Here is an 18,442-nt window from a genome sequence, read left to right as displayed (position 1 = left end):
CGCGGCCCTGCGGGGCTCTCCCCCACCCCGCCCCTTCCCTCAACCGGGCTCTGCCCGGACCCGCGCCTTCGAAGGAGTGAGCAACGCATGAGCACGCCCTATCCGTTCACCGCAGTGGTCGGTCAGACCGACCTGCGGCTGGCGCTCCTGCTCAACGCCGTGAGCCCGGCGGTCGGTGGTGTGCTGGTGCGCGGTGAGAAGGGGACCGCCAAGTCCACCGCCGTGCGCGCGCTGTCGGCGCTGCTGCCGCAGGTGGACGTGGTCCCCGGATGCCGGTTCTCGTGCGCGCCGGCCGCGCCCGACCCGGCCTGCCCGGACGGCCCGCACGAGCCGGGCCCCGGCGCCGCCCGGCCCGCCCGCATGGTGGAGCTGCCCGTCGGGGCCTCCGAGGACCGCCTCGTCGGGGCCCTCGACATCGAACGGGCCCTGGCGGAAGGCGTGAAGGCCTTTGAACCCGGCCTGCTCGCCGACGCGCACCGCGGCATCCTGTACGTCGACGAGGTCAACCTGCTCCACGACCACCTCATCGACCTGCTGCTGGACGCCGCCGCGATGGGGGCCTCGTACGTCGAGCGCGAGGGAGTCTCCGTCCGGCACGCCGCACGGTTCCTGCTCGTCGGCACCATGAACCCCGAGGAGGGCGAGCTGCGCCCGCAGCTCCTGGACCGCTTCGGGCTCACCGTCGAGGTCGCCGCCTCCCGCGAGCCCGCCCAGCGCGTCGAGGTCGTGCGCCGCAGGCTCGCCTACGAGGACGACCCGGCCGGTTTCGCGACCCGCTGGGCCGATGACGAACACGAGGTCCGCGCCCGGGTGGTGGCGGCGCGGGCGCTGCTCCCGCAGGTCCGGCTCGGGGACACCGCGCTGCTCCGGATCGCCGCGACCTGCGCGGGCTTCGAGGTCGACGGCATGCGGGCGGACATCGTGATGGCCCGGACCGCGACCGCGCTGGCCGCCTGGGCCGGGCGGACCGAGGTGCTGAAGGAGGACGTACGGCAGGCGGCGCTGCTGGCGCTCCCCCACCGGCGGCGGCGCAACCCCTTCGACGCGCCGGGCCTGGACGAGGACAAGCTGGACGAGATCCTGGACCGGTTCGAGGACGAGGAGCCGGAGCCCGAACCGGAGCCGGAGCCGGAGGGACCGGACGACAGCGGCCCGGACGACGACGGCGGCGGCCCCGACGGGGGCGGCGGGGTGCCCCCGCAAGGCAACGGTCCGCAGACCTCCGACGCCCCGCCGGAGTCGGAATCAGAGTCCACCGAGAGCGCCCCCGCGGACGCCCCCGAGGCCCCTCAGCCCTCCTCCCAGGGAGCCGGCGGGCCCGAGCAGGCCGCCGTACGGGCCGCGGAGCCGTTCCGGACCAAGATGCTGAGCGTGCCCGGCCTCGGCGAGGGCGCTGCCGGGCGGCGTTCGCGTGCCCGTACCGCCCACGGCCGGACCACCGGCGCCCAGCGCCCCCGCGGCCAGCTCACGAAGCTGCACCTGGCGGCCACCGTGCACGCGGCCGCACCGCACCAGAAGGCGCGCGGCCGCGACGGGCGCGGCCTGGTGATCCGCAAGGACGATCTGCGCCAGGCGACGCGGGAGGGCCGCGAGGGCAACCTCGTCCTCTTCGTCGTCGACGCCTCGGGCTCGATGGCCGCCCGGCAGCGCATGAGCGCGGTCAAGGGCGCCGTGCTGTCGCTGCTCCTGGACGCCTACCAGCGCCGGGACAAGGTCGGCCTGATCACCTTCCGCGGGGCCACGGCCGAACTGGCGCTGCCGCCCACCTCCTCGGTGGACGCGGCCGCGGCCCGGCTGGAGAAGCTGCCGACCGGTGGCCGCACCCCGCTGGCCGCCGGGCTGCTGAAGGCACACGAGGTGCTGCGGATCGAGCGGCTCAGGGACCCCTCGCGCCGGCCCCTGCTCGTCGTCGTCACCGATGGACGGGCCACCTCGGCCGGCGCCGTCGGCGGCGACCCGCGCGAGCTGTCGGGGCGCAGTGCCCGGCTGCTCCAGGCCGCGGGCGTGGCGTCCGTGGTCGTGGACTGCGAGACGGGGCCGGTCCGGCTGGGGCTGGCCGGGGTACTGGCCACGGATCTGGGCGGGCCCGCCGTCACCCTCGACGGGCTGCGGGCCGACTCGCTGGCCGGGCTCGTGAAGAACGTACGTACCGCAGTGACATCTTCCGCATCCGACAGCACCAGGAGGGCCGCGTAATGCCGCAGGGACAGCCGAACGTCGTTCCGGACGACGGACTCACGACGCGCCAGCGCCGCAACCGCCCGCTCGTCTTCGTCCACACCGGGCCCGGCAAGGGCAAGTCCACGGCGGCCTTCGGGCTGGCGCTGCGCGCCTGGAACCAGGGCTGGCCGATCGGGGTGTTCCAGTTCGTCAAGTCGGCGAAGTGGAAGGTCGGCGAGGAGAACGCGCTCAAGGTGCTCGGCGCCTCCGGCGAGGGCGGTTCCGTCGTCTGGCACAAGATGGGCGAGGGCTGGTCCTGGGTCCAGCGGGACGCGCAGCTCGACAACGAGCAGGCGGCCAAGGAGGGCTGGGAGCAGGTCAAGCGGGATCTGGCGGCCGAGACGCACAAGCTGTACGTGCTCGACGAGTTCGCGTACCCGATGCACTGGGGCTGGATCGACGTCGACGAGGTCATCGAGGTGCTGCGCAACCGTCCCGGCACCCAGCACGTGGTGATCACCGGGCGCAACGCGCCGGAGAAGCTGCTGGAGTTCGCGGATCTCGTCACCGAGATGACCAAGGTCAAGCACCCGATGGACGCCGGCCAGAAGGGCCAGAAGGGCATCGAGTGGTGACCTCGTACCAGTTCAATGTGCCTCGTCTGGTCATCGCCGCGCCGTCGTCCGGCAGCGGCAAGACCACCGTCGCCACGGGCCTGATGGCCGCCTTCTCGGAGCGCGGCCTCGCCGTGTCCCCGCACAAGGCGGGGCCGGACTACATCGACCCCGGTTACCACGCGCTGGCCACCGGCCGGCCGGGACGCAACCTCGACGCCTTCATGTGCGGGGCGGAGCTGGTCGCTCCGCTGTTCGCGCACGGGGCGGCCGGGTGTGACCTCGCGGTGGTGGAGGGCGTGATGGGCCTCTACGACGGTGCGGCGGGGCGGGGTGAGCTGGCGTCCACGGCGCAGGTCGCGAAGCTGCTGCGGGCGCCGGTGGTGCTGGTGGTCGACGCCTCGTCGCAGTCGCGGTCGGTGGCGGCGCTGGTGCACGGCTTCGCGTCCTTCGACCCGCAGGTGCGGCTGGGGGGCGTGATCCTGAACAAGGTCGGCTCCGACCGGCACGAGGTGATGCTGCGGGAGGCGCTGGAGGAGGCGGGCATGCCGGTGCTCGGCGTGCTGCGGCGGGCTCCGCAGGTCGCCGCGCCCTCGCGGCACCTGGGTCTGGTGCCGGTCGCCGAGCGGCGTGCCGATGCGCTGGCCGCCGTGGCTGCCCTGGCCGACCAGGTCCGGGCCGGCTGCGACCTGGACGCCCTGATGGCATTGGCCCGCACGGCCCCGGCCCTGGCCTGCGAGCCGTGGTCCGCGGAAGGTGCTGATTCAGCCCCGCCTTGGGGTCCCCCCGGACGGAGTCTGGGGGAGTTTGAGGCGCGGGGTCTGGGGCGGAGCCCCGGTCCACGACCCGTGGTTGCCGTCGCCGGCGGGGCCGCGTTCACGTTCTCGTACGCCGAGCACGCGGAGCTGCTCACGGCGGCAGGGGCGGACGTCGTCACCTTCGACCCGCTCAGGGACGAGGCGCTGCCCGAGGGGACCACCGGCCTGGTGATCGGCGGCGGCTTCCCCGAGGTGTACGCGCCCGAGCTGTCGGCCAACGAACCGCTGCGCGCGGCCGTCGCCGCCTTCGCCGCGGCGGGTGGCCCGGTGGCCGCCGAGTGCGCCGGGCTGCTCTACCTCGCACGGTCCCTGGACGGGAAGCCCATGTGCGGGGTGCTCGACGCCGACGCGCGGATGTCGGAGCGCCTCACGCTGGGCTACCGCGAGGCGGTGGCGGTGTCCGACAGCGCGCTCGCACCGGCCGGTACCCGGCTGCGCGGGCACGAGTTCCACCGCACGGTGATCGAGCCGGGCGCCGGGGCCACCGCGGCATGGGGGTTCACCCACCCGGAACGCCGCGTCGAGGGCTTCGTACAGCAGGGCGTGCACGCCAGCTACCTGCACACGCACTGGGCGGCGGCGCCCTCCGTCGCCGGCCGCTTCGCGCAGGCCGCGGCAGCGCACCGGTGAATCCGCCGGGATCAGTCCGCGATCCCCACCACGAGCCAGATCCCGGCCACCCCGCCCACCGTGCACATCAGCGTGGACAGGGCGGGGTGTTCGTGGTGCGCCTCGGGCAGGATCTCGGCGGCCGCCAGGTACAGCAGTACTCCTCCGAAGAAGCCGAGGTACGCGCCGAGCGGTTCCTCCGGAAGGGTGAACAGCAGAGTGGACGCCGCGCCCACGACGGGGGCGGCGGCGTCCGCGAAGAGCATCATCAAGGCTTTGCGGCGGTCGTTCCCGTAGAGGCTGGTGAGCGTGTACGTGTTGAACCCGTCGGCGAAGTCGTGGGTGATGACGGCCAGCGCCACGGCCACCCCCATCCCCCCGCCGACCTGGAACGCGGCGCCCAGGGCCACCCCGTCGGCGAGGCTGTGACCGACCATCGCGGCGGCCGCGGTGAGCCCGACCTGCGGGGCCCGGGCACCGTCCTCGGCTCCGTGCGCGGCCTGGCGTACGGCGAGGAGCCGTTCCACGACGTGCGCGACCAGGAATCCGGCCACGAAGAGCAGCAGGGCGAGCGGCACGCCGAAGATCTCGCGGCCCGCCGCGTGCAGGGCCTCCGGGAGCAGGTCGAGGCCGACGACGCCGAGCATCAGCCCGCCTGCCAGGCCCAGCACGAGGTGGCGGCGGTCGGTGACGCGCTGCGCCGTCCATCCGCCCGCCAGGGTCATCAGGAACGCGCCCAGTGCGACGATCACGGCCATGTGCCCCTGAATACCGATTCGCGGGCCCGCGTGCACTTCCGCGCCCGGGTGGCGGGCGGCGGACTGTTGACGACCGGCCGGCGACGGCGATCGTGACGGTGACGATGACTACGGAGGGAGGACCCCGGTGGGCGAGTACGTGACGCAGCTGGTGGTCGGTGTCGGCGGACGCGCGGGGGTTTCCGTGGCGGAGGTCTGCGCCCTGGTCGAGGAGACGCTGCGGGGGGCCGGGCTGGCCCCGGGGGCGGTGACGGCGCTGGCCACGGTGGACTCGAAGGCGGCCGAGGCGGGGCTAGCGGGCGCGGCGAAACGTTTCGGCGTGCCCCTCATCGGCTACCCCGCCGAACAGCTGGCCGCGATCACCGTGCCGCATCCTTCGGAGGCCGCGCGCACCGCCGCCGGAACCTCCTCGGTGGCGGAGGCCGCGGCGCTCGCGGGCGGCGGTGAACTCCTCGTGCCGAAGCGGCGGTCGGTGGCCGCGACCTGCGCGGTGGCCACGGCGCACGCGCACGACCTGCGCCACCACGGCGACGCGGAGGTGATCGACGCGGGCGCCGACCTGGTGGACCTCGCGGTCAACGTACGGGCGCACACGCCCCCGGAGTGGCTCAAGCAGCGGATCGCCGCCTCCCTCGGGGATCTCTCCGCGTACCCGGACGGCCGGACCGCCCGCGCCGCGGTGGCGGACCGGCACGGGCTGCCGGTCGAGCGGGTGCTGTTGACGGCCGGGGCCGCCGAGGCCTTCGTGCTGATCGCCCGGGCCCTGGACGCCGTACGACCGGTCGTGGTGCATCCGCAGTTCACCGAGCCGGAGGCGGCCCTGCGGGACGCGGGCCACCGGGTGGAACGGGTGGTGCTGCGGGCGGCGGACGGGTTCCGGCTGGACCCGGCGGCGGTGCCCGAGGACGCGGACCTGGTGGTGGTCGGCAACCCGACCAACCCGACGTCGGTCCTGCACCCGGCGGCCGCGCTGGCCGCGCTGGCCCGGCCGGGCCGGATCCTGGTGGTGGACGAGGCGTTCATGGACGCGGTCCCGGGCGAACGGGAGGCCCTGGCCGGCCGGATGGACCTGCCGGGGCTGGTGGTGCTGCGGAGCCTGACGAAGACGTGGGGTCTGGCGGGGCTGCGGATCGGCTACGTGCTGGCCGAGCCGGAGGTGATCGCGAAGCTGGCGGCGGCGCAGCCGCTGTGGCCGGTGTCCACCCCGGCGCTGGTGGCGGCCGAGGCCTGTGTGGCTCCGGCGGCGCTGGCCGAGGCGGAGGAGGCCGCGCGGCGGATCGCGGTGGACCGGGCCCATCTGCTCGCCGGGCTTGAGGAGTTCGACGAGGTCACGGTGGTGGAAGCGGCGCAGGGGCCGTTCGTCCTGATCCAGGTGGCGGGCGGCGCGGAGGTCCGCACCCGGCTGCGCGCGCTGGGCTTCGCCGTGCGCCGGGGGGACACCTTCCCGGGTCTGGACGGATCCTGGCTCCGGCTGGCGGTCCGCGACCGGGCGACGACGGGCCGGCTGCTCCAGGCCCTGGACCACGCGCTGGCCCTCGCGGACAGCAGCTGACCGGCACTCAGCCGGACGGCTGCCTACGATGTCCACGGGGGCGGGGGTCGGCGATGATCCCCGCAGGGCTGTGTGACATCGGGGGTTGGGAATGAAGGCATCCGCAAAGATGGGCGCGACCGTGGCCGGTGTGGCCGTCATAGCCGGCGGGATCCTCGCCATGCCGCGGCTGCTGGAGAGCGGCGGCGAGCCGGCGGCCCCGGAGCAGCGGCTCCAGGGCAAGCCCGCCTCGACGGCGAGCGCCACACCTGCCGCTCCGGCCGCCCCCGCCGGGCAGCCCTTCACCCTGGTGGCGACCGGCGACATCATCCCGTACCCGTCGATCGTCCAGCGGTCGGCGGACGACGCCGGCCAGGCCGGCGAGTACGACTTCCGGAAGATACTCGCCGGGGTCAAACCCCTGGTCTCCGCCGCCGGCCTGGCGATATGCCATCACGAGATACCGTACGGGCGCCCCGGCGGCGCCTACACCGGATACCCGCTCTTCAAGGCCCCGCACCAGCTGGCCGACGCCTTGAAGGACGCCGGGTACGACAGTTGTTCCACCGCCTCGAACCACACCCTGGACGACGGTTACGAAGGCCTCGCGCGCACGCTCGAGCACCTCGACCGGGTCGGCATCGCGCACGTCGGCTCCGCCCGCAGCGCGGAGGAGGCCAAGGCCCCGGCCCTGATGTCGGCCGGCGGCGCGAAGGTCGCCCAGCTGGACTACACGTACGGCACCAACGGCATACCCCTCCCCGAGGGCAAGCCGTGGGCCGTCAACCTGATCGGCAAGGACCGGATCCTGGCCGATGCCCGCGCCGCCCGGGCCGGCGGTGCGAACGTGGTGGTGCTCAGCGTCCACTGGGGCACCGAGTGGCAGACCGCGCCCGATGAGCAGCAGCGCGAGCTGGCGGAGGCGCTGACCGCCTCCCGCGGGACCGACGGCCTCCCCGACATCGATCTGATCATCGGCACGCACAACCACGTGCCGCAGCCCTACGAGAAGATCAACGGCACCTGGGTGGTCTTCGGCATGGGCGACCAGGTCGCCAGCTTCGTGCCGGCCGACAAGCTGCGCGGGAACCAGTCGTCGGTCCCCCGGTTCACCTTCGCCCCGGCGGCGGCCCACGCGGGCCGCTGGGAGGTGGTGAAGGCCGAGTTCCTGACGCAGTACTCGGACATGGGGCCGCCGTTCCGCGTCGTCTGCGCCTCCTGCGCGGCATCCGACACCACGCTCCCGGCCGCCAAGCGGGGCGAGTACGTCCGGATCGATCAGCAGGTCAGCGAGGCCGTGCTGTCCCGCGGCGCGGGCGGCCAGGGCCTGGAGCACGCCACCCGGTGAGCCGGCGGCCCGCCGCCCGCCGAGCGCGCCACCCGCTGAGCACTCCCCTCCGTGTGCTCCTCGGGTGGCGCGCGGCCCGCGGCCCGGCCCCTGGCCGCGCTACGAGGTCCGGCCCCGCCGGGTCACCAGGAGCGCGCCCCCGCCGATCGCGAGCAGGACCAGCGCACCGCCCGCGACGTACGGGGTCAGCGAACCGCCGCCGGTCTCCGCCAGGTTGGCGTCGGTGGTGATGGCGGACCCGGCGCCGGAGCCGGTGCCCGTCCCGGTCTGGGGCTTGACGTCCGGCTTCGAGGACGGGGCGGGATCCGGGGCCGTCGGGGACTCGCAGTGCGCCTCGGCGAGCACGACCTCGCCCTCCACCTCGGCCACGTTCAGCTTCAGCGGGTTCACCGACACCTTCAGCCGGAGCGCGGCCGCGGCGGCGGTCGTGGAGGTGGTCTGCGTACCGGACAGTTCCAGGCTGACCAGGCCCACGCCCGGAACCTCGATCTTGGTGGGGCCGCCCGCCGTCAGGGTGACCTTCTTGCCGAGCGCGGTCACCGGGCCGAGGACGTTGGAGGTGGCCACCGGCTGCTTGCCCGCCTCGCACACGGCCTTGGAGGTGACCTTCTCGACCTCGATGAGCGAGAGCGCCGGCAGGCCGGGCACGTGCACCCGGGCCTTGGCGAGGTTGACCTCCGCCTCGGCCCGGGTCTTGTCGGCGGTCGCCTTGGAGGTGGCCACGTCGGCGCGGAGCACGCTGACCGGCGTACCGCCCTCGACGCCGTCGAGGGTGACCGTCAGCGCCGTCTTCTCGGCCGTCGCGGGGGCGTTGACCTCGTTGAGGGTCGTCTTCAGCGGGATGTGCACGGTCTTGTTGAGCAGGCCCACGTCCAGTCCGGTGCGCAGGACGACGGCGCCGGCCTTGCCCTCGCCCCCGGCTCCGCCGCCTCCCGTGGCTAAGGCGGGCGGAGCGGTGAGCAGGGCTACCGCTCCCGTGGCGAGCAGGACGGCCGCGGGCATGCGGAAGGTGTTGCTGTTCAAGGTGGTGGAACCCCCAAGGAGATGGGTGCCGTCGCGCCGCCAATGGGGGACATCGCGCGCCGACGGCCTCGTCCCGGGAATCTTTACCTACTGTGAGTGAACGGGCAGCCACCTGACGTGAGTTCACCCCAAAGGGTGGTTTCCACGCATACATTCGATTGGCTGCGCCTCAGGAGGAACGCGAGTTCTCTCCTTTCACAGTCATCCGGCCCCTGCGGGCATCCCTAACGACTGCCGGGCCTTCGATGTCACGCGGCGTCAACACCGCGCCAACACCCCGCTCAGGCCCGGACCTTGCCGTTCACCACGACCCGCAGCGGCTGCGCGAGCGCCCGTACGTCGGCCCGCGGGTCGGCGGCGTAGACCACGAGGTCCGCGGGCGCCCCCTCGGTCAGCCCCGGCCTGCCGAGCCACTCGCGTGCCGCCCAGGCCGTCGCCGAGAGGGCGTCCAGCGCCGGGATCCCGGCCTTCACCAGCTCCTCGACCTCCGCCGCGACCAGGCCGTGCGGCAGGGAACCCCCCGCGTCGGTGCCGACGTACACCGCGATGCCCGCGTCGTAGGCGGCGCGGACGGTGTCGTAGCGCCGCTCGTGGAGCCGTCGCATGTGCGCCGACCAGCGCGGGAACTTCGCCTCGCCGCCCGCCGCCATCTTCGGGAACGTCGCGATGTTCACGAGGGTCGGGACGATCGCGACCCCCCGCTCCGCGAACAGCGGGATGGTGTCCTCGGTGAGGCCGGTGGCGTGTTCGATGCAGTCGATGCCCGCCTCGACCAGGTCGCGCAGCGAGTCCTCGGCGAAGCAGTGGGCCGTGACCCGGGCACCCAGCCGGTGCGCCTCGGCAATGGCCGCCTCCACCTCGGCGCGCGGCCAGCAGGCCGTCAGATCCCCGGCCTCGCGGTCGATCCAGTCGCCCACCAGCTTCACCCAGCCGTCGCCGCGCAATGCCTCGCGGCCTACGTAGGCGACGAGGTCGGCGGGCTCGATCTCGTGGGCGTAGTTGCGGATGTAGCGGCGGGTGCGCGCGATGTGCCGGCCCGCCCGGATGATCTTCGGCAGGTCCTCGCGGTCGTCGATCCAGCGGGTGTCGGAGGGGGATCCGGCATCGCGGATGAGGAGGGTCCCGGCGTCGCGGTCGGTCAGGGCCTGGCGCTCGGCTGTCTCGGCGTCGACCGGGCCGTGGCTGTCCAGCCCCACGTGGCAGTGCGCGTCGACCAGCCCGGGCAGGGCCCAGCCGGACACCGTGGTGATCTCCCGGGCGGCGCGCGGGCGCTCGTACGAGATCCGGCCCCCGACCACCCAGAGCTCGTCGCGGACCTCGTCGGGCCCGACCAGGACCCGCCCCTTCACGTGCAGCACGTCGCTCACGCCGCCCACGTCGTCCGCGCCGCCCACGCTCACATCGCTCATGTCGGCACTGTACGTGCGTGCTCGATACGCTCTTCCGGTAACCCCGGACGAAGAGAGCACCACCGTGACCCACCCCCTGCTGGACCTCCCGCCGCTCACCGCCGAGCGCTTCGCGTCGATCGAGCGGGGGGTCGCGGACCTCCTCTCCACCCGGCAGGACGTGGTGATCACCCAGGGCGAGGCGCTGCTGCCGCTGGAGGGGTGCATCCGGTCGGGCGCGCGTCCCGGGTCGACGGCGCTGAACGTGGTCACCGGGCCGTACGGGACCACCTTCGGCAACTGGCTGCGCGACTGCGGTGCGACGGTGGTGGACCTGGAGGTCCCGTTCGACACGGCGGTGACGGCCGGCCAGGTGGCGCGGGCGCTGGCCGAGCGCCCGGAGATCGACTTCGTCTCGCTGGTCCACGCGGAGGCGGCGACCGGCAACACCAACCCGGTCGCGGAGATCGGTGAGGCCGTACGGGCGCACGGGGCTCTGTTCATGCTGGACGCGGTGGCTTCGGTGGGCGCGGAGCCGCTGCTGCCGGACGCGTGGGGCGTGGACCTGTGCGTGATCGGCGCGCAGAAGGCGATGGGCGGCCCGGCGGGCGTGTCCGCGGTGTCGGTGTCGGAGCGCGCGTGGGCCCGGTTCGCGGAGAACCCGGCGGCCCCGCGCCGCTCCTACCTGTCGCTGCTGGACTGGAAGGAGCGCTGGATCGACGCCGGGCGCAAGGCATTGCCGCACGCCCCGGCGCAGCTGGAGATGCTGGCGCTGGAGGCCTGCCTCGACCGGATCGCCGACGAGGGGCTGTCCTCGGTGGCGGCCCGCCACGCGGCCGCCGCGGCGGCGACCCGCGCGGGTGCGGCGGAGCTCGGGGTGGCCCCGTACGTGGGCCGGGCCGCTGAGGCCGCCCCGGTGGCCACCACCCTGCGGGTCGCGGACGCCTCGCTGGTGGTGGCCAAGGCGCTGGCCGCGGACGCGGCGGTTCCGCTGGCCGCGGGCGGCGGCGCGCTGGCGCGGGAGATGGTCCGGGTCAACCACTACGGGACCGCGGCCTCGCTGCCCGTGGTCGAGGCCGCGCTGACGGCCCTCGCGGCAGCCCTGGGGGCCGAGCCCGCGGCGGCTGTCGCCGCGGCGGGGTCGGCCTGGGCCGCGACGCTCGGCTGACCGGGGTCGGGTCGGGTTCGCGACCGGCTCAGGACAGGAGGTCCAGCAGCCGGTCGACGTCCGCCTCGGTGCTGTAGAGGTGGAAGGAGGCCCGCAGGGCGCCCGCGCGGGCGGCGGTGGCGATGCCGGCCGCCTGCAGGGCGGGCTGCCGGCCGGCGAGGCCGGGCACCGCGACGATGGCGGCTCCGCCGGGCACGGGCTCGTGGCCGAGGCGGGCGAGGCCGGCCCGGTAGCGGGCGGCCAGGGCCGTGTTGTGGGCGTGGACGGTCTCGATGCCGATCCGCTCCAGCAGGGCCAGCGAGGGCTCGGCCGCGTGGTAGGCGAGGAAGGCGGGGGACTCGTCGAACCGCCGGGCTCCGTGGGCCAGTTCCGGCATGGGCCCGTAGGTGGCCTCCCACATGGACTCGGCCGCCACCCACCCGGCGTGCAGCGGGGTCAGGGTGTGCTGGGCCTCCTCCGACACGGTCAGGTACGAGGCGCCGCGGGTGCCGAGCAGCCACTTGTAGCCGGCCGTGACCGTGTACTCGTACGGCGAGGCGTCGAAGGGCAGCCAGCCCGCCGCCTGGGTCGCGTCCACCAGCATGCGGGCGCCGTGCGCGGTGGTGGCGGCGCGCACCGCGGCCAGGTCGGCCGCCCGCCCGTCGGCGGACTGTACGACGCTCAGCGCGACCAGCGCGGTCTCCGGGCCGACGGCTTCGGCGATCGATTCCAGCGGTGCGAAGCGCACTTTGAGGTCGCCGCGCACCACGAAGGGGTTGATGACGGACGCGAACTCGCCTTCCGGGCAGAGGACTTCGGCCCCGGCCGGAAGGGCCGCGGCGATCAGGCCGACGTGGGTGGCCACGGCCGAGCCGATGGCCACCCGTTCGGCGTCGACCCCGACCAGCCGGGCGAAGGCGGCCCGGACCCGGTTCACCCGGTCGAAGTCGCCGAATCCGCTGGGGATCCCGGCGCCCGCCGAGTCGGCCAGTTCATGCACGGCCGCGACGGCGGAACGCGGGAGGACCCCGCAGGTGGCGGTGTTGAGGTAGACGGTGGAATGGGCGAACTCGGCGCGGACCGCTTCGGTGAGGGGAAGATCCATGGGTCCACTCTGCGCCGCGAGCGACCCAAAGTCCATTGCCTATTTATGCAGGTCATCCTCAAGGAATGCTTATACCTGCGGGACGGCGCACGCCCCGTCGGGCTCGCACGCCTCGGCTCCCGCCGCCGGCTCCTCGACCTCGCGCCCGGCCCACGCCTGCTCCAGCGCGCGGGTGAACACCTCGGCCGGCTGCCCGCCGGAGATCCCGTACCGGCGGTCGAGGACGAAGAACGGCACGGCGTTCGCGCCCAGTTCGGCGGCCTCGCGCTCGTCGGCGCGGACCTCGGCGGCGTAGGCGGAGTCGTCGGCGAGCACGGCGCGCGCCTCGGCCTCGTCCAGCCCGGCCTCCACGGCGAGCGCGACCAGCACCTCGGGGTCGAAGACGGACCGCTCCTCACCGAAGTTGGCCAGGTAGGCGAGGTCGAGCAGCTCCTCCTGACGGCCGCGGGCGGCGGCCAGGTGCAGCAGGCGGTGGATGTCGAAGGTGTTCCCGTGGTCGCGCCCGTCGGTGCGGTACGTCAGCCCCTCGGCGCGGGCACTGGCCGCGACGTGCTCCTCCATGGCGCGCGCCTCTTCGAGGGTGCGGCCGTACTTCTTGGCGAGCATCTCCAGGACGGGCGCGGTGACTCCCTTGGCGCCGTTCGGGTCGAGCTCGAAGGACCGGAAGACGACCTCCACCTCGTCGCGGTGCGCGAACTCGGCCAGCCCCTTGGTGAACCGGGCCTTGCCGATGTAGCACCACGGGCAGGCGATGTCGCTCCAGATCTCGACGCGCATGTTCCTTCTTCTCTCCGGGTCCGGTGAACAAACAGTTCTTGGTTCAACGAACCGGGGGTGCGTCTCATTCCCCGGACGGTGACACCCCGGACAGTGACTCCCCGGACAGTGACTCCCCGGACGGCCGCGGCACCGCGAGCCAGAGGGTGAGGTGAGAGCCGGAGGGGGCGGAGTGCGGCTCCGGGAGCCAGCCGTGGGTGGCGTAGAAGGCCTGGGCGCGCAGGTTGTGCGCGTACACCTCCAGGCGGACCCGCTCGATTCCGGCGCGGCGCCAGGCGTCGAGGCAGGCCGCGTGCAGGGCCGCGCCGGTACCGCGGCGCCAGTGGACCGGGTCGACGTGCAGCTGGGTGAGGGTGGTCTCGCCGTCCGCGGTGCGGAAGGCGGCGACGCCGGTCACCTCGCCGTCCTGCTCGGCGCACAGGACCCCGCCCTCGGCGGCGGGGCGGGCGACGGCCCGGGACCACGCCTCGCGGGCGTGGGCGACGTGCAGCTCGCCGGCGTAGGTCTCCTCGGGGACCCGTCCCCGGTAGTAGGTGGCCCGGGCTCTGGTGTGGAGGGCGGTTATGGCGTCGAGGTCTGCGAGTCGCGCGGTCCTGATCATGGGAAGGGAAACGCGCCGGGAACCGTGTCGGTTCCCGGCGCGTTCGCCGTGCGTCGTATCCGGCCGCCGGCCGCGTGGCTACTTCTTGAGCCACGCCTCCATCATCTTCTGGGCGATGGGGGCGGCCAGCTTGCCGCCTCCGATCTCGGACCGGTCGGTGTCGGAGTTCTCGATCACGACGGCGACGGCGATCTGCTTGCCGTTCAGCTTCCCGTACGAGGTGAACCAGGCGAGCGGGTTGAGGCTGTTGTTGACGCCGCGCTGGGCGGTGCCGGTCTTGCCGCCCACCTCGGCGCCCGCCACCTGGGCCGGCTTGCCGCCGCCCTCGGTGGCGACGGTCCGCATGGCGTCCTGGATCATCGAGGCGGTCTTCGCACTCATGACCTGCTGGGACTTCGGGTCCTTGAAGCTCTCCAGCACGTCGCCGCCGGAGTCGGTGACCTCGGAGACCATGTGCGGGGCGACGAGCTTGCCGCCGTTCTGGATCGCGGCCGTGACCATCGCCATCTGGAGCGGGGTGGCCTGGACGTCGAACTGGCCGATGCCCGTCTGCGCGACCTGGTCGATCGACATCTTCTTCGAGGGGTACTTGCTCGGCGGGTTGGTGCGGACCGGGGTGTCGATCTGCGCGTTGAAGCCGAGCTTCTCGGCCGTGGCGCGCATCTTGTCCTGGCCGAGCTTGGACGCCAGCTCAGCGAAGACGTTGTTGCAGGACAGCCGCAGGGCGGTGCGCACCGAAACGTTGTTGCAGGCCGCCGAGCCCGCTTCGCTGGGCAGCGCGGTGCGGGTGCCGGGGATCGTGTACGGGTCTGGGATGCCGGTCTGCTGGTCGAGGTTGGTGACCAGGCCGTTCTCGATCGCCGCGGCGAGGGTGACCAGCTTGAAGGTGGAGCCGGGTGCCTGCGGCTTGCGCAGGGCCACGTTCTCCATGGCCTTGCCGTTGTCGGCGGACAGTTCCTCCCAGGCCGCCGTGTCGTTGGCGCCCGCGATCCGGCCGGGGTCGAAGGAGGGGTTGTTGACGACGGCGAGGATCTCGCCGGTCGCGGGGTCGATGGCCACGGCGGCGCCCTGCTTGCCCTGGAGCGCGTCGTAGGCGGCCTTCTGCACGTTCTTGTCGATGGTGGTCAGCACGTTGCCCGGGGAGGCCCGCTTGTTGGTGAGCATGTCCATCATCGTCTTCAGCCGGCTGTCGGAGCCGTTGAGGATGTTCTTGTAGACGCCCTCCAGCATGCTCGTGCCGAAGGCCTGGGAGCTGAATCCGGTGATCGGCGCGTACAGCGGGCCGTCGACGTAGGTCCGTTTGTACCCGAAGTCCTTGCCGCCCGTCTTCGTCGAGCCCGTGATCGCCTCCCCGCCCACGATGATGTTGCCCAGCGGGTTCTCGTACTGCCCGATGAGGTTGCGCCGGTTGTGCTTGTCGTCTGCGAGGGCCTGGCCTTGGTATGCCTGCACCCAGGTGACGCGGACCAGCAGGGCCAGCACCAGAAGCAGACAGAAGACCGACGCACGCCTGATCGTCTTGTTCATCCTCCAGAAGGACGCACCAACGGCCCCAGCCGTTCCGCTCTGCCCCGATTGTGGCGGGGTTCTCAGCTTTTCTTCATGAAGCCGCCCTCGTACGCGGCGATGACCGCCTGGGTCCGGTCGCGGGCTCCGGTCTTGGCGAGGACCGAGGCGACGTGGGTCTTGACCGTCTGCGGTCCGACCCCCAGGCGTTCGCTCATCTCGTGGTTGGACAGTCCGGTGGCCATCAGCCGCAGTACGTCGGCCTCCCGGTCGGTGAGCCGGGCCACCCAGGGCGCGGCCGGCGCGGCGGCGGCCGTGTGTGCCGCCGCGAGGGAGCGGACGGCGGCCGGGAAGAGCAGCGAGTCCCCGCGGGCGACGAGGCGCACGGCGCCGATCAGCTCGTCGGGGTCGGCCCGCTTGAGGAGGAACCCGGCTGCTCCCGCCCGCAGTGCCCCGTAGACGTAGGCGTCGTTCTCGAAGGTGGTGACGACCACGATGCGGGGCGGCTCGGCCATGGTGGCGAGGATCTGCTCGGTGGCCCGTATCCCGTCGATCTCGGGCATCCGGACGTCCATCAGCACCACGTCGGGGGCGAGGGAGCGGACCAACGGGACGGCTTGGGCCCCGGTGGCCGCCTCACCGACGACCTCCAGGTCGGCTTCGGCCTCGAGGATGACCCGCAGGGCGGTGCGCACCATCCGCTCGTCGTCGCAGAGCACGATCCGCAGCGGCGGGCGTCCCCCCGGGGCGGGTGGCGTGGCGGGTGCGCCCGGGGCTGTCATCGGGCGTCCTCCGCGAGCGGCAGGACGGCCCGCAGCCGCCACCGGTCCCCGTGCGGACCGGCCTCGACGCGGCCGCCGAGCAGGGCGGCCCGTTCGGCGGCGCCGCGCAGTCCGCGGCCCCCGGTGGTGCGGGGCTCGCGGCGGCCCTCCGGTGCGGCGGGCGGATTGGTCATGGTGATCTCCAGTTCACGGTGTCCGGTCTCGGCCGCGTCCTGTACGCGGATCCGCAGTTCCACGGGGCCCGCGCCGTGGCGCAGCGCGTTGCTGAGGCCCTCCTGGACGATCCGGTACGCCTCGCGGGAGGCGATCGCCGGAAGCCCCGCCCAGTCCCGGGCGGGTCCGGGGTCCTGATGGGCGGTGACGGTGGTGCCCGCGGCCCCGGTACGGGCGAGCAGCCCGTCGAGGTCGGCGGCCAGCGTCGGCGCGGGCGCGGCGTCCTGCCGGGCCGGGTCGCCGTCCCGCAGCAGGCCCAGTACGGCGTCGAGCTCGCCCACCGTCCGCCGCGTGGTGTCCTCGATGGCGGCCAGCGCCTCCCGGACGAACCCGGGGTCGCTGTCGAGCACCCGCCGGGCGGCCGCCGCCTGGAGGGTGACGGCGCTCAGCGCGTGCCCCACCGCGTCGTGCAGTTCCCGGGCCAGCCGGTTGCGCACCGCCAGGTCGGCGGCCCGTTCCTCGGCGGCGGCCAGCCGGTCCGCCGCCGCCGGCCCGAGCAGTACGGGCGCCAGCCGGGCCAGCAGCGCCCCGGCCCCGGCGGCGCACAGGACGAGCCCGCCCAGCAGGCCGGTCCCGAGCAGGGGGGCGACGTACGGATCGGCCCCGGTGCTGAACCAGCCCAGCCCCAGCCGCACCTCCCGCAGCCCGCTCACGAACGGCAGCGCGATCAGCACCACCGCCATGGGCGGGACCGCGAGGGTCAGCCCGCTGAGCACCGCCCCGACCCCCAGGTGCAGGGTCCACCAGGCCGAGGTCCGCCCCCGCGCGGCCCAGGACCGCGCCGGCCCTTCGGCGAGCCGCTCCCCCGGTACCGCGCACATGGCCCGGACGGCGGTCACGGACAGCGGCCGGACCAGCCCGTACACCGCGGTCACCGCTGCCAGCGGGAGGGCGGCCGCGTAGGCGGCGAGGGTGAGCGGGAAGGAGCTGAGGGCGTTGACCCCGCCGGCCGCCATGCCGACCCCCACCTGCGCGAGGAGGAAGTACGGCATCAGCAGGGCCCCGCCGAGTATCAGGTGGACCCAGCGCAGTCTGGCCCGGGCCCCGAACAGCAGGTTCACGCGGCGCGGCGGGCGGTGAGGAACCGTATGAGGACGACGGCCGAGAGCGATCCGGTGATCATCTGGCCAGCGTAGGTCAACAGGATCGCTCCGGCAGGCCCTTCGCCTCCGTCCAACTGCGGCCCCAGCGAGGCGATCAGCATCCACGTCCCCCAACTCAGCGCCGCGCCCGCGCCTATCCATGCGATGCCGAGCGGCCATCGCGTCCGGAGCTCTCCGCCGCGGGCCAGGAGGAGTGCCCCCGCTCCCGCGGCGAGCGCGCACAGCCCGTGGGCGGCGGACACCACGCCCGTCTCCGCGGAGTACGCGGCCGCGCGCTCGGCATCCAGCCAGGCCGTGCCTCCGAAGGCCCAGTACGCGTCCACCGCCGCGACCGCCAGGCCGGCCGTCGCCGCGGCTGCCGCCACCACCCCCGTGGACGACGGCAGCCGCACCTCCGGCACGCCCTGCCACCGCCGGCCCCAGCGCTCCCGCGCATAGGGCACGAACAGCCCGGCCAGGGCGAGTCCTTGTACGGAGAACCCCGTGTAGACGACGTTGAAGACCCAGGGGTCCAGGAAGGGCTCCGGTCCGCCGTCCCCGGCCGGTTCGGCCCCGAAGCCGAGCAGGCGTATGAGCAGTTGGCCCGGGAAGCCGAGCAGGATCGGGGCCAGCAGTCCCGTCGCGATGAAGACCGGGACGGTCAGCAGCCAGGACGGCACCCGTATGCCCCAGGGCCGGGTGAGCACCAGCACGAGCAGGATCACGCAGGCGTCCATGGCCAGCGTGACGGAGTTGGCCACGGTGAAGAAAACCCCGGGCTCGCTCAGCACACTGCCGGCCGGTATGCCCACCTGACTCCCGGCCAGCCAGGCGGTCTTGAGCGTCAGATAGGGCACGGTGGCGGCCAGGGCCACCACCCGCAGGATCCGCCGTCCGGTCCCCAGGCCGGGGGCCGACGGCTGCGTCGCGGACGTCGCGTGAACGGCTCGTGTGGTCATGACTCAACGGTCCCGCCCGCG

The 18,442-nt window shown here is 73.9% G+C and carries 16 protein-coding genes; 6 read left to right on the top strand and 10 right to left on the bottom strand.

What is annotated here, in order from left to right; translation table 11 throughout:
- The first annotated feature begins 87 nt into the window (after nucleotides 1-87).
- The 3 genes from OHA89_RS27980 to OHA89_RS27970 are packed head-to-tail and all read left to right on the top strand — an operon-like array spanning nucleotide 88 to nucleotide 4,222.
- The gene (locus OHA89_RS27980; protein ID WP_406367368.1) at nucleotides 88-2,196 is read left to right on the top strand and encodes a putative cobaltochelatase; all 2,109 of its coding nucleotides are present in this window, start codon (nucleotides 88-90) and stop codon (nucleotides 2,194-2,196) included.
- Complete coding sequence (gene cobO, locus OHA89_RS27975; protein ID WP_215139878.1) at nucleotides 2,196-2,795, top strand: cob(I)yrinic acid a,c-diamide adenosyltransferase; 600 nt, start codon at nucleotides 2,196-2,198, stop codon at nucleotides 2,793-2,795. Before OHA89_RS27980 ends, cobO begins: the two co-directional genes overlap by 1 nt.
- The gene (locus tag OHA89_RS27970) at nucleotides 2,789-4,222 is read left to right on the top strand and encodes a cobyrinate a,c-diamide synthase (RefSeq protein ID WP_266610443.1); all 1,434 of its coding nucleotides are present in this window, start codon (nucleotides 2,789-2,791) and stop codon (nucleotides 4,220-4,222) included. The genes cobO and OHA89_RS27970 overlap by 7 nt, the downstream gene beginning before the upstream one ends.
- 11 nt (nucleotides 4,223-4,233) lie before the next feature.
- Here OHA89_RS27970 and OHA89_RS27965 read toward each other — a convergent pair whose 3' ends face one another.
- Nucleotides 4,234-4,959 carry a ZIP family metal transporter gene (locus OHA89_RS27965; protein WP_266610441.1) on the bottom strand — a complete coding sequence of 242 codons (726 nt, stop codon included), beginning with the start codon at nucleotides 4,957-4,959 and terminating at the stop codon, nucleotides 4,234-4,236.
- A 127-nt stretch (nucleotides 4,960-5,086) separates the two neighbouring features.
- Between OHA89_RS27965 and cobC the strand changes: the two genes are divergently transcribed.
- Together cobC and OHA89_RS27955 are read left to right on the top strand one after the other, a co-directional pair.
- Nucleotides 5,087-6,511, top strand: coding sequence for an Rv2231c family pyridoxal phosphate-dependent protein CobC (gene cobC / locus OHA89_RS27960; RefSeq protein WP_406367365.1), 1,425 nt, complete (start codon nucleotides 5,087-5,089; stop codon nucleotides 6,509-6,511).
- 91 nt (nucleotides 6,512-6,602) lie between these two features.
- Nucleotides 6,603-7,838: a CapA family protein gene (locus OHA89_RS27955; protein WP_406367363.1), complete on the top strand. Its 1,236-nt coding sequence runs from the start codon at nucleotides 6,603-6,605 to the stop codon at nucleotides 7,836-7,838.
- A gap of 99 nt (nucleotides 7,839-7,937) precedes the next feature.
- Here the strand turns inward: OHA89_RS27955 and OHA89_RS27950 are convergent, their stop codons facing one another.
- Nucleotides 7,938-8,861 (bottom strand): SCO1860 family LAETG-anchored protein, encoded by a 924-nt coding sequence (locus OHA89_RS27950; RefSeq protein ID WP_406367361.1) that lies wholly within the window; start codon nucleotides 8,859-8,861, stop codon nucleotides 7,938-7,940.
- A gap of 281 nt (nucleotides 8,862-9,142) precedes the next feature.
- The gene (locus OHA89_RS27945) at nucleotides 9,143-10,270 is read right to left on the bottom strand and encodes an amidohydrolase family protein (RefSeq protein ID WP_266610437.1); all 1,128 of its coding nucleotides are present in this window, start codon (nucleotides 10,268-10,270) and stop codon (nucleotides 9,143-9,145) included.
- 64 nt (nucleotides 10,271-10,334) lie between these two features.
- On the opposite strand from OHA89_RS27945, the gene OHA89_RS27940 reads away from it, so the two are divergent.
- Entirely contained in the window at nucleotides 10,335-11,417 is a 1,083-nt protein-coding gene (locus OHA89_RS27940) for an alanine--glyoxylate aminotransferase family protein (protein ID WP_266610435.1), read from the top strand.
- Nucleotides 11,418-11,445: 28 nt separating this feature from the next.
- Here OHA89_RS27940 and OHA89_RS27935 read toward each other — a convergent pair whose 3' ends face one another.
- The 7 genes from OHA89_RS27935 to OHA89_RS27905 form a co-directional block, all read right to left on the bottom strand.
- The gene (locus OHA89_RS27935; protein ID WP_266610433.1) at nucleotides 11,446-12,501 is read right to left on the bottom strand and encodes an aminotransferase class V-fold PLP-dependent enzyme; all 1,056 of its coding nucleotides are present in this window, start codon (nucleotides 12,499-12,501) and stop codon (nucleotides 11,446-11,448) included.
- A 69-nt stretch (nucleotides 12,502-12,570) separates the two neighbouring features.
- Complete coding sequence (locus OHA89_RS27930; protein WP_266610431.1) at nucleotides 12,571-13,278, bottom strand: DsbA family oxidoreductase; 708 nt, start codon at nucleotides 13,276-13,278, stop codon at nucleotides 12,571-12,573.
- 64 nt (nucleotides 13,279-13,342) lie between these two features.
- A complete protein-coding gene (locus OHA89_RS27925; RefSeq protein ID WP_406367358.1) occupies nucleotides 13,343-13,879 on the bottom strand; it encodes a GNAT family N-acetyltransferase in 537 nt (178 codons plus the stop codon).
- Nucleotides 13,880-13,957: 78 nt separating this feature from the next.
- Nucleotides 13,958-15,406, bottom strand: a complete 1,449-nt coding sequence (locus OHA89_RS27920; RefSeq protein ID WP_266610427.1) for a penicillin-binding protein 2 — start codon at nucleotides 15,404-15,406, stop codon at nucleotides 13,958-13,960.
- 62 nt (nucleotides 15,407-15,468) lie between these two features.
- Nucleotides 15,469-16,167 carry a response regulator gene (locus tag OHA89_RS27915; RefSeq protein ID WP_406367356.1) on the bottom strand — a complete coding sequence of 233 codons (699 nt, stop codon included), beginning with the start codon at nucleotides 16,165-16,167 and terminating at the stop codon, nucleotides 15,469-15,471.
- Nucleotides 16,164-17,441 carry a sensor histidine kinase gene (locus tag OHA89_RS27910; RefSeq protein ID WP_406367355.1) on the bottom strand — a complete coding sequence of 426 codons (1,278 nt, stop codon included), beginning with the start codon at nucleotides 17,439-17,441 and terminating at the stop codon, nucleotides 16,164-16,166. The genes OHA89_RS27915 and OHA89_RS27910 overlap by 4 nt, the downstream gene beginning before the upstream one ends.
- Nucleotides 17,438-18,421 (bottom strand): hypothetical protein, encoded by a 984-nt coding sequence (locus OHA89_RS27905; protein WP_266610423.1) that lies wholly within the window; start codon nucleotides 18,419-18,421, stop codon nucleotides 17,438-17,440. The genes OHA89_RS27910 and OHA89_RS27905 overlap by 4 nt, the downstream gene beginning before the upstream one ends.
- Nucleotides 18,422-18,442: the final 21 nt, after the last annotated feature.

Origin of the sequence: Streptomyces sp. NBC_01546, assembly GCF_045208355.1 — a bacterium.
In the GTDB taxonomy this organism is placed as follows: Bacteria; Actinomycetota; Actinomycetes; order Streptomycetales; family Streptomycetaceae; genus Streptomyces.
The sequence above is the reverse complement of the archived record's forward strand: the minus strand, read 5'-3'. Positions and strand labels throughout refer to the sequence as shown.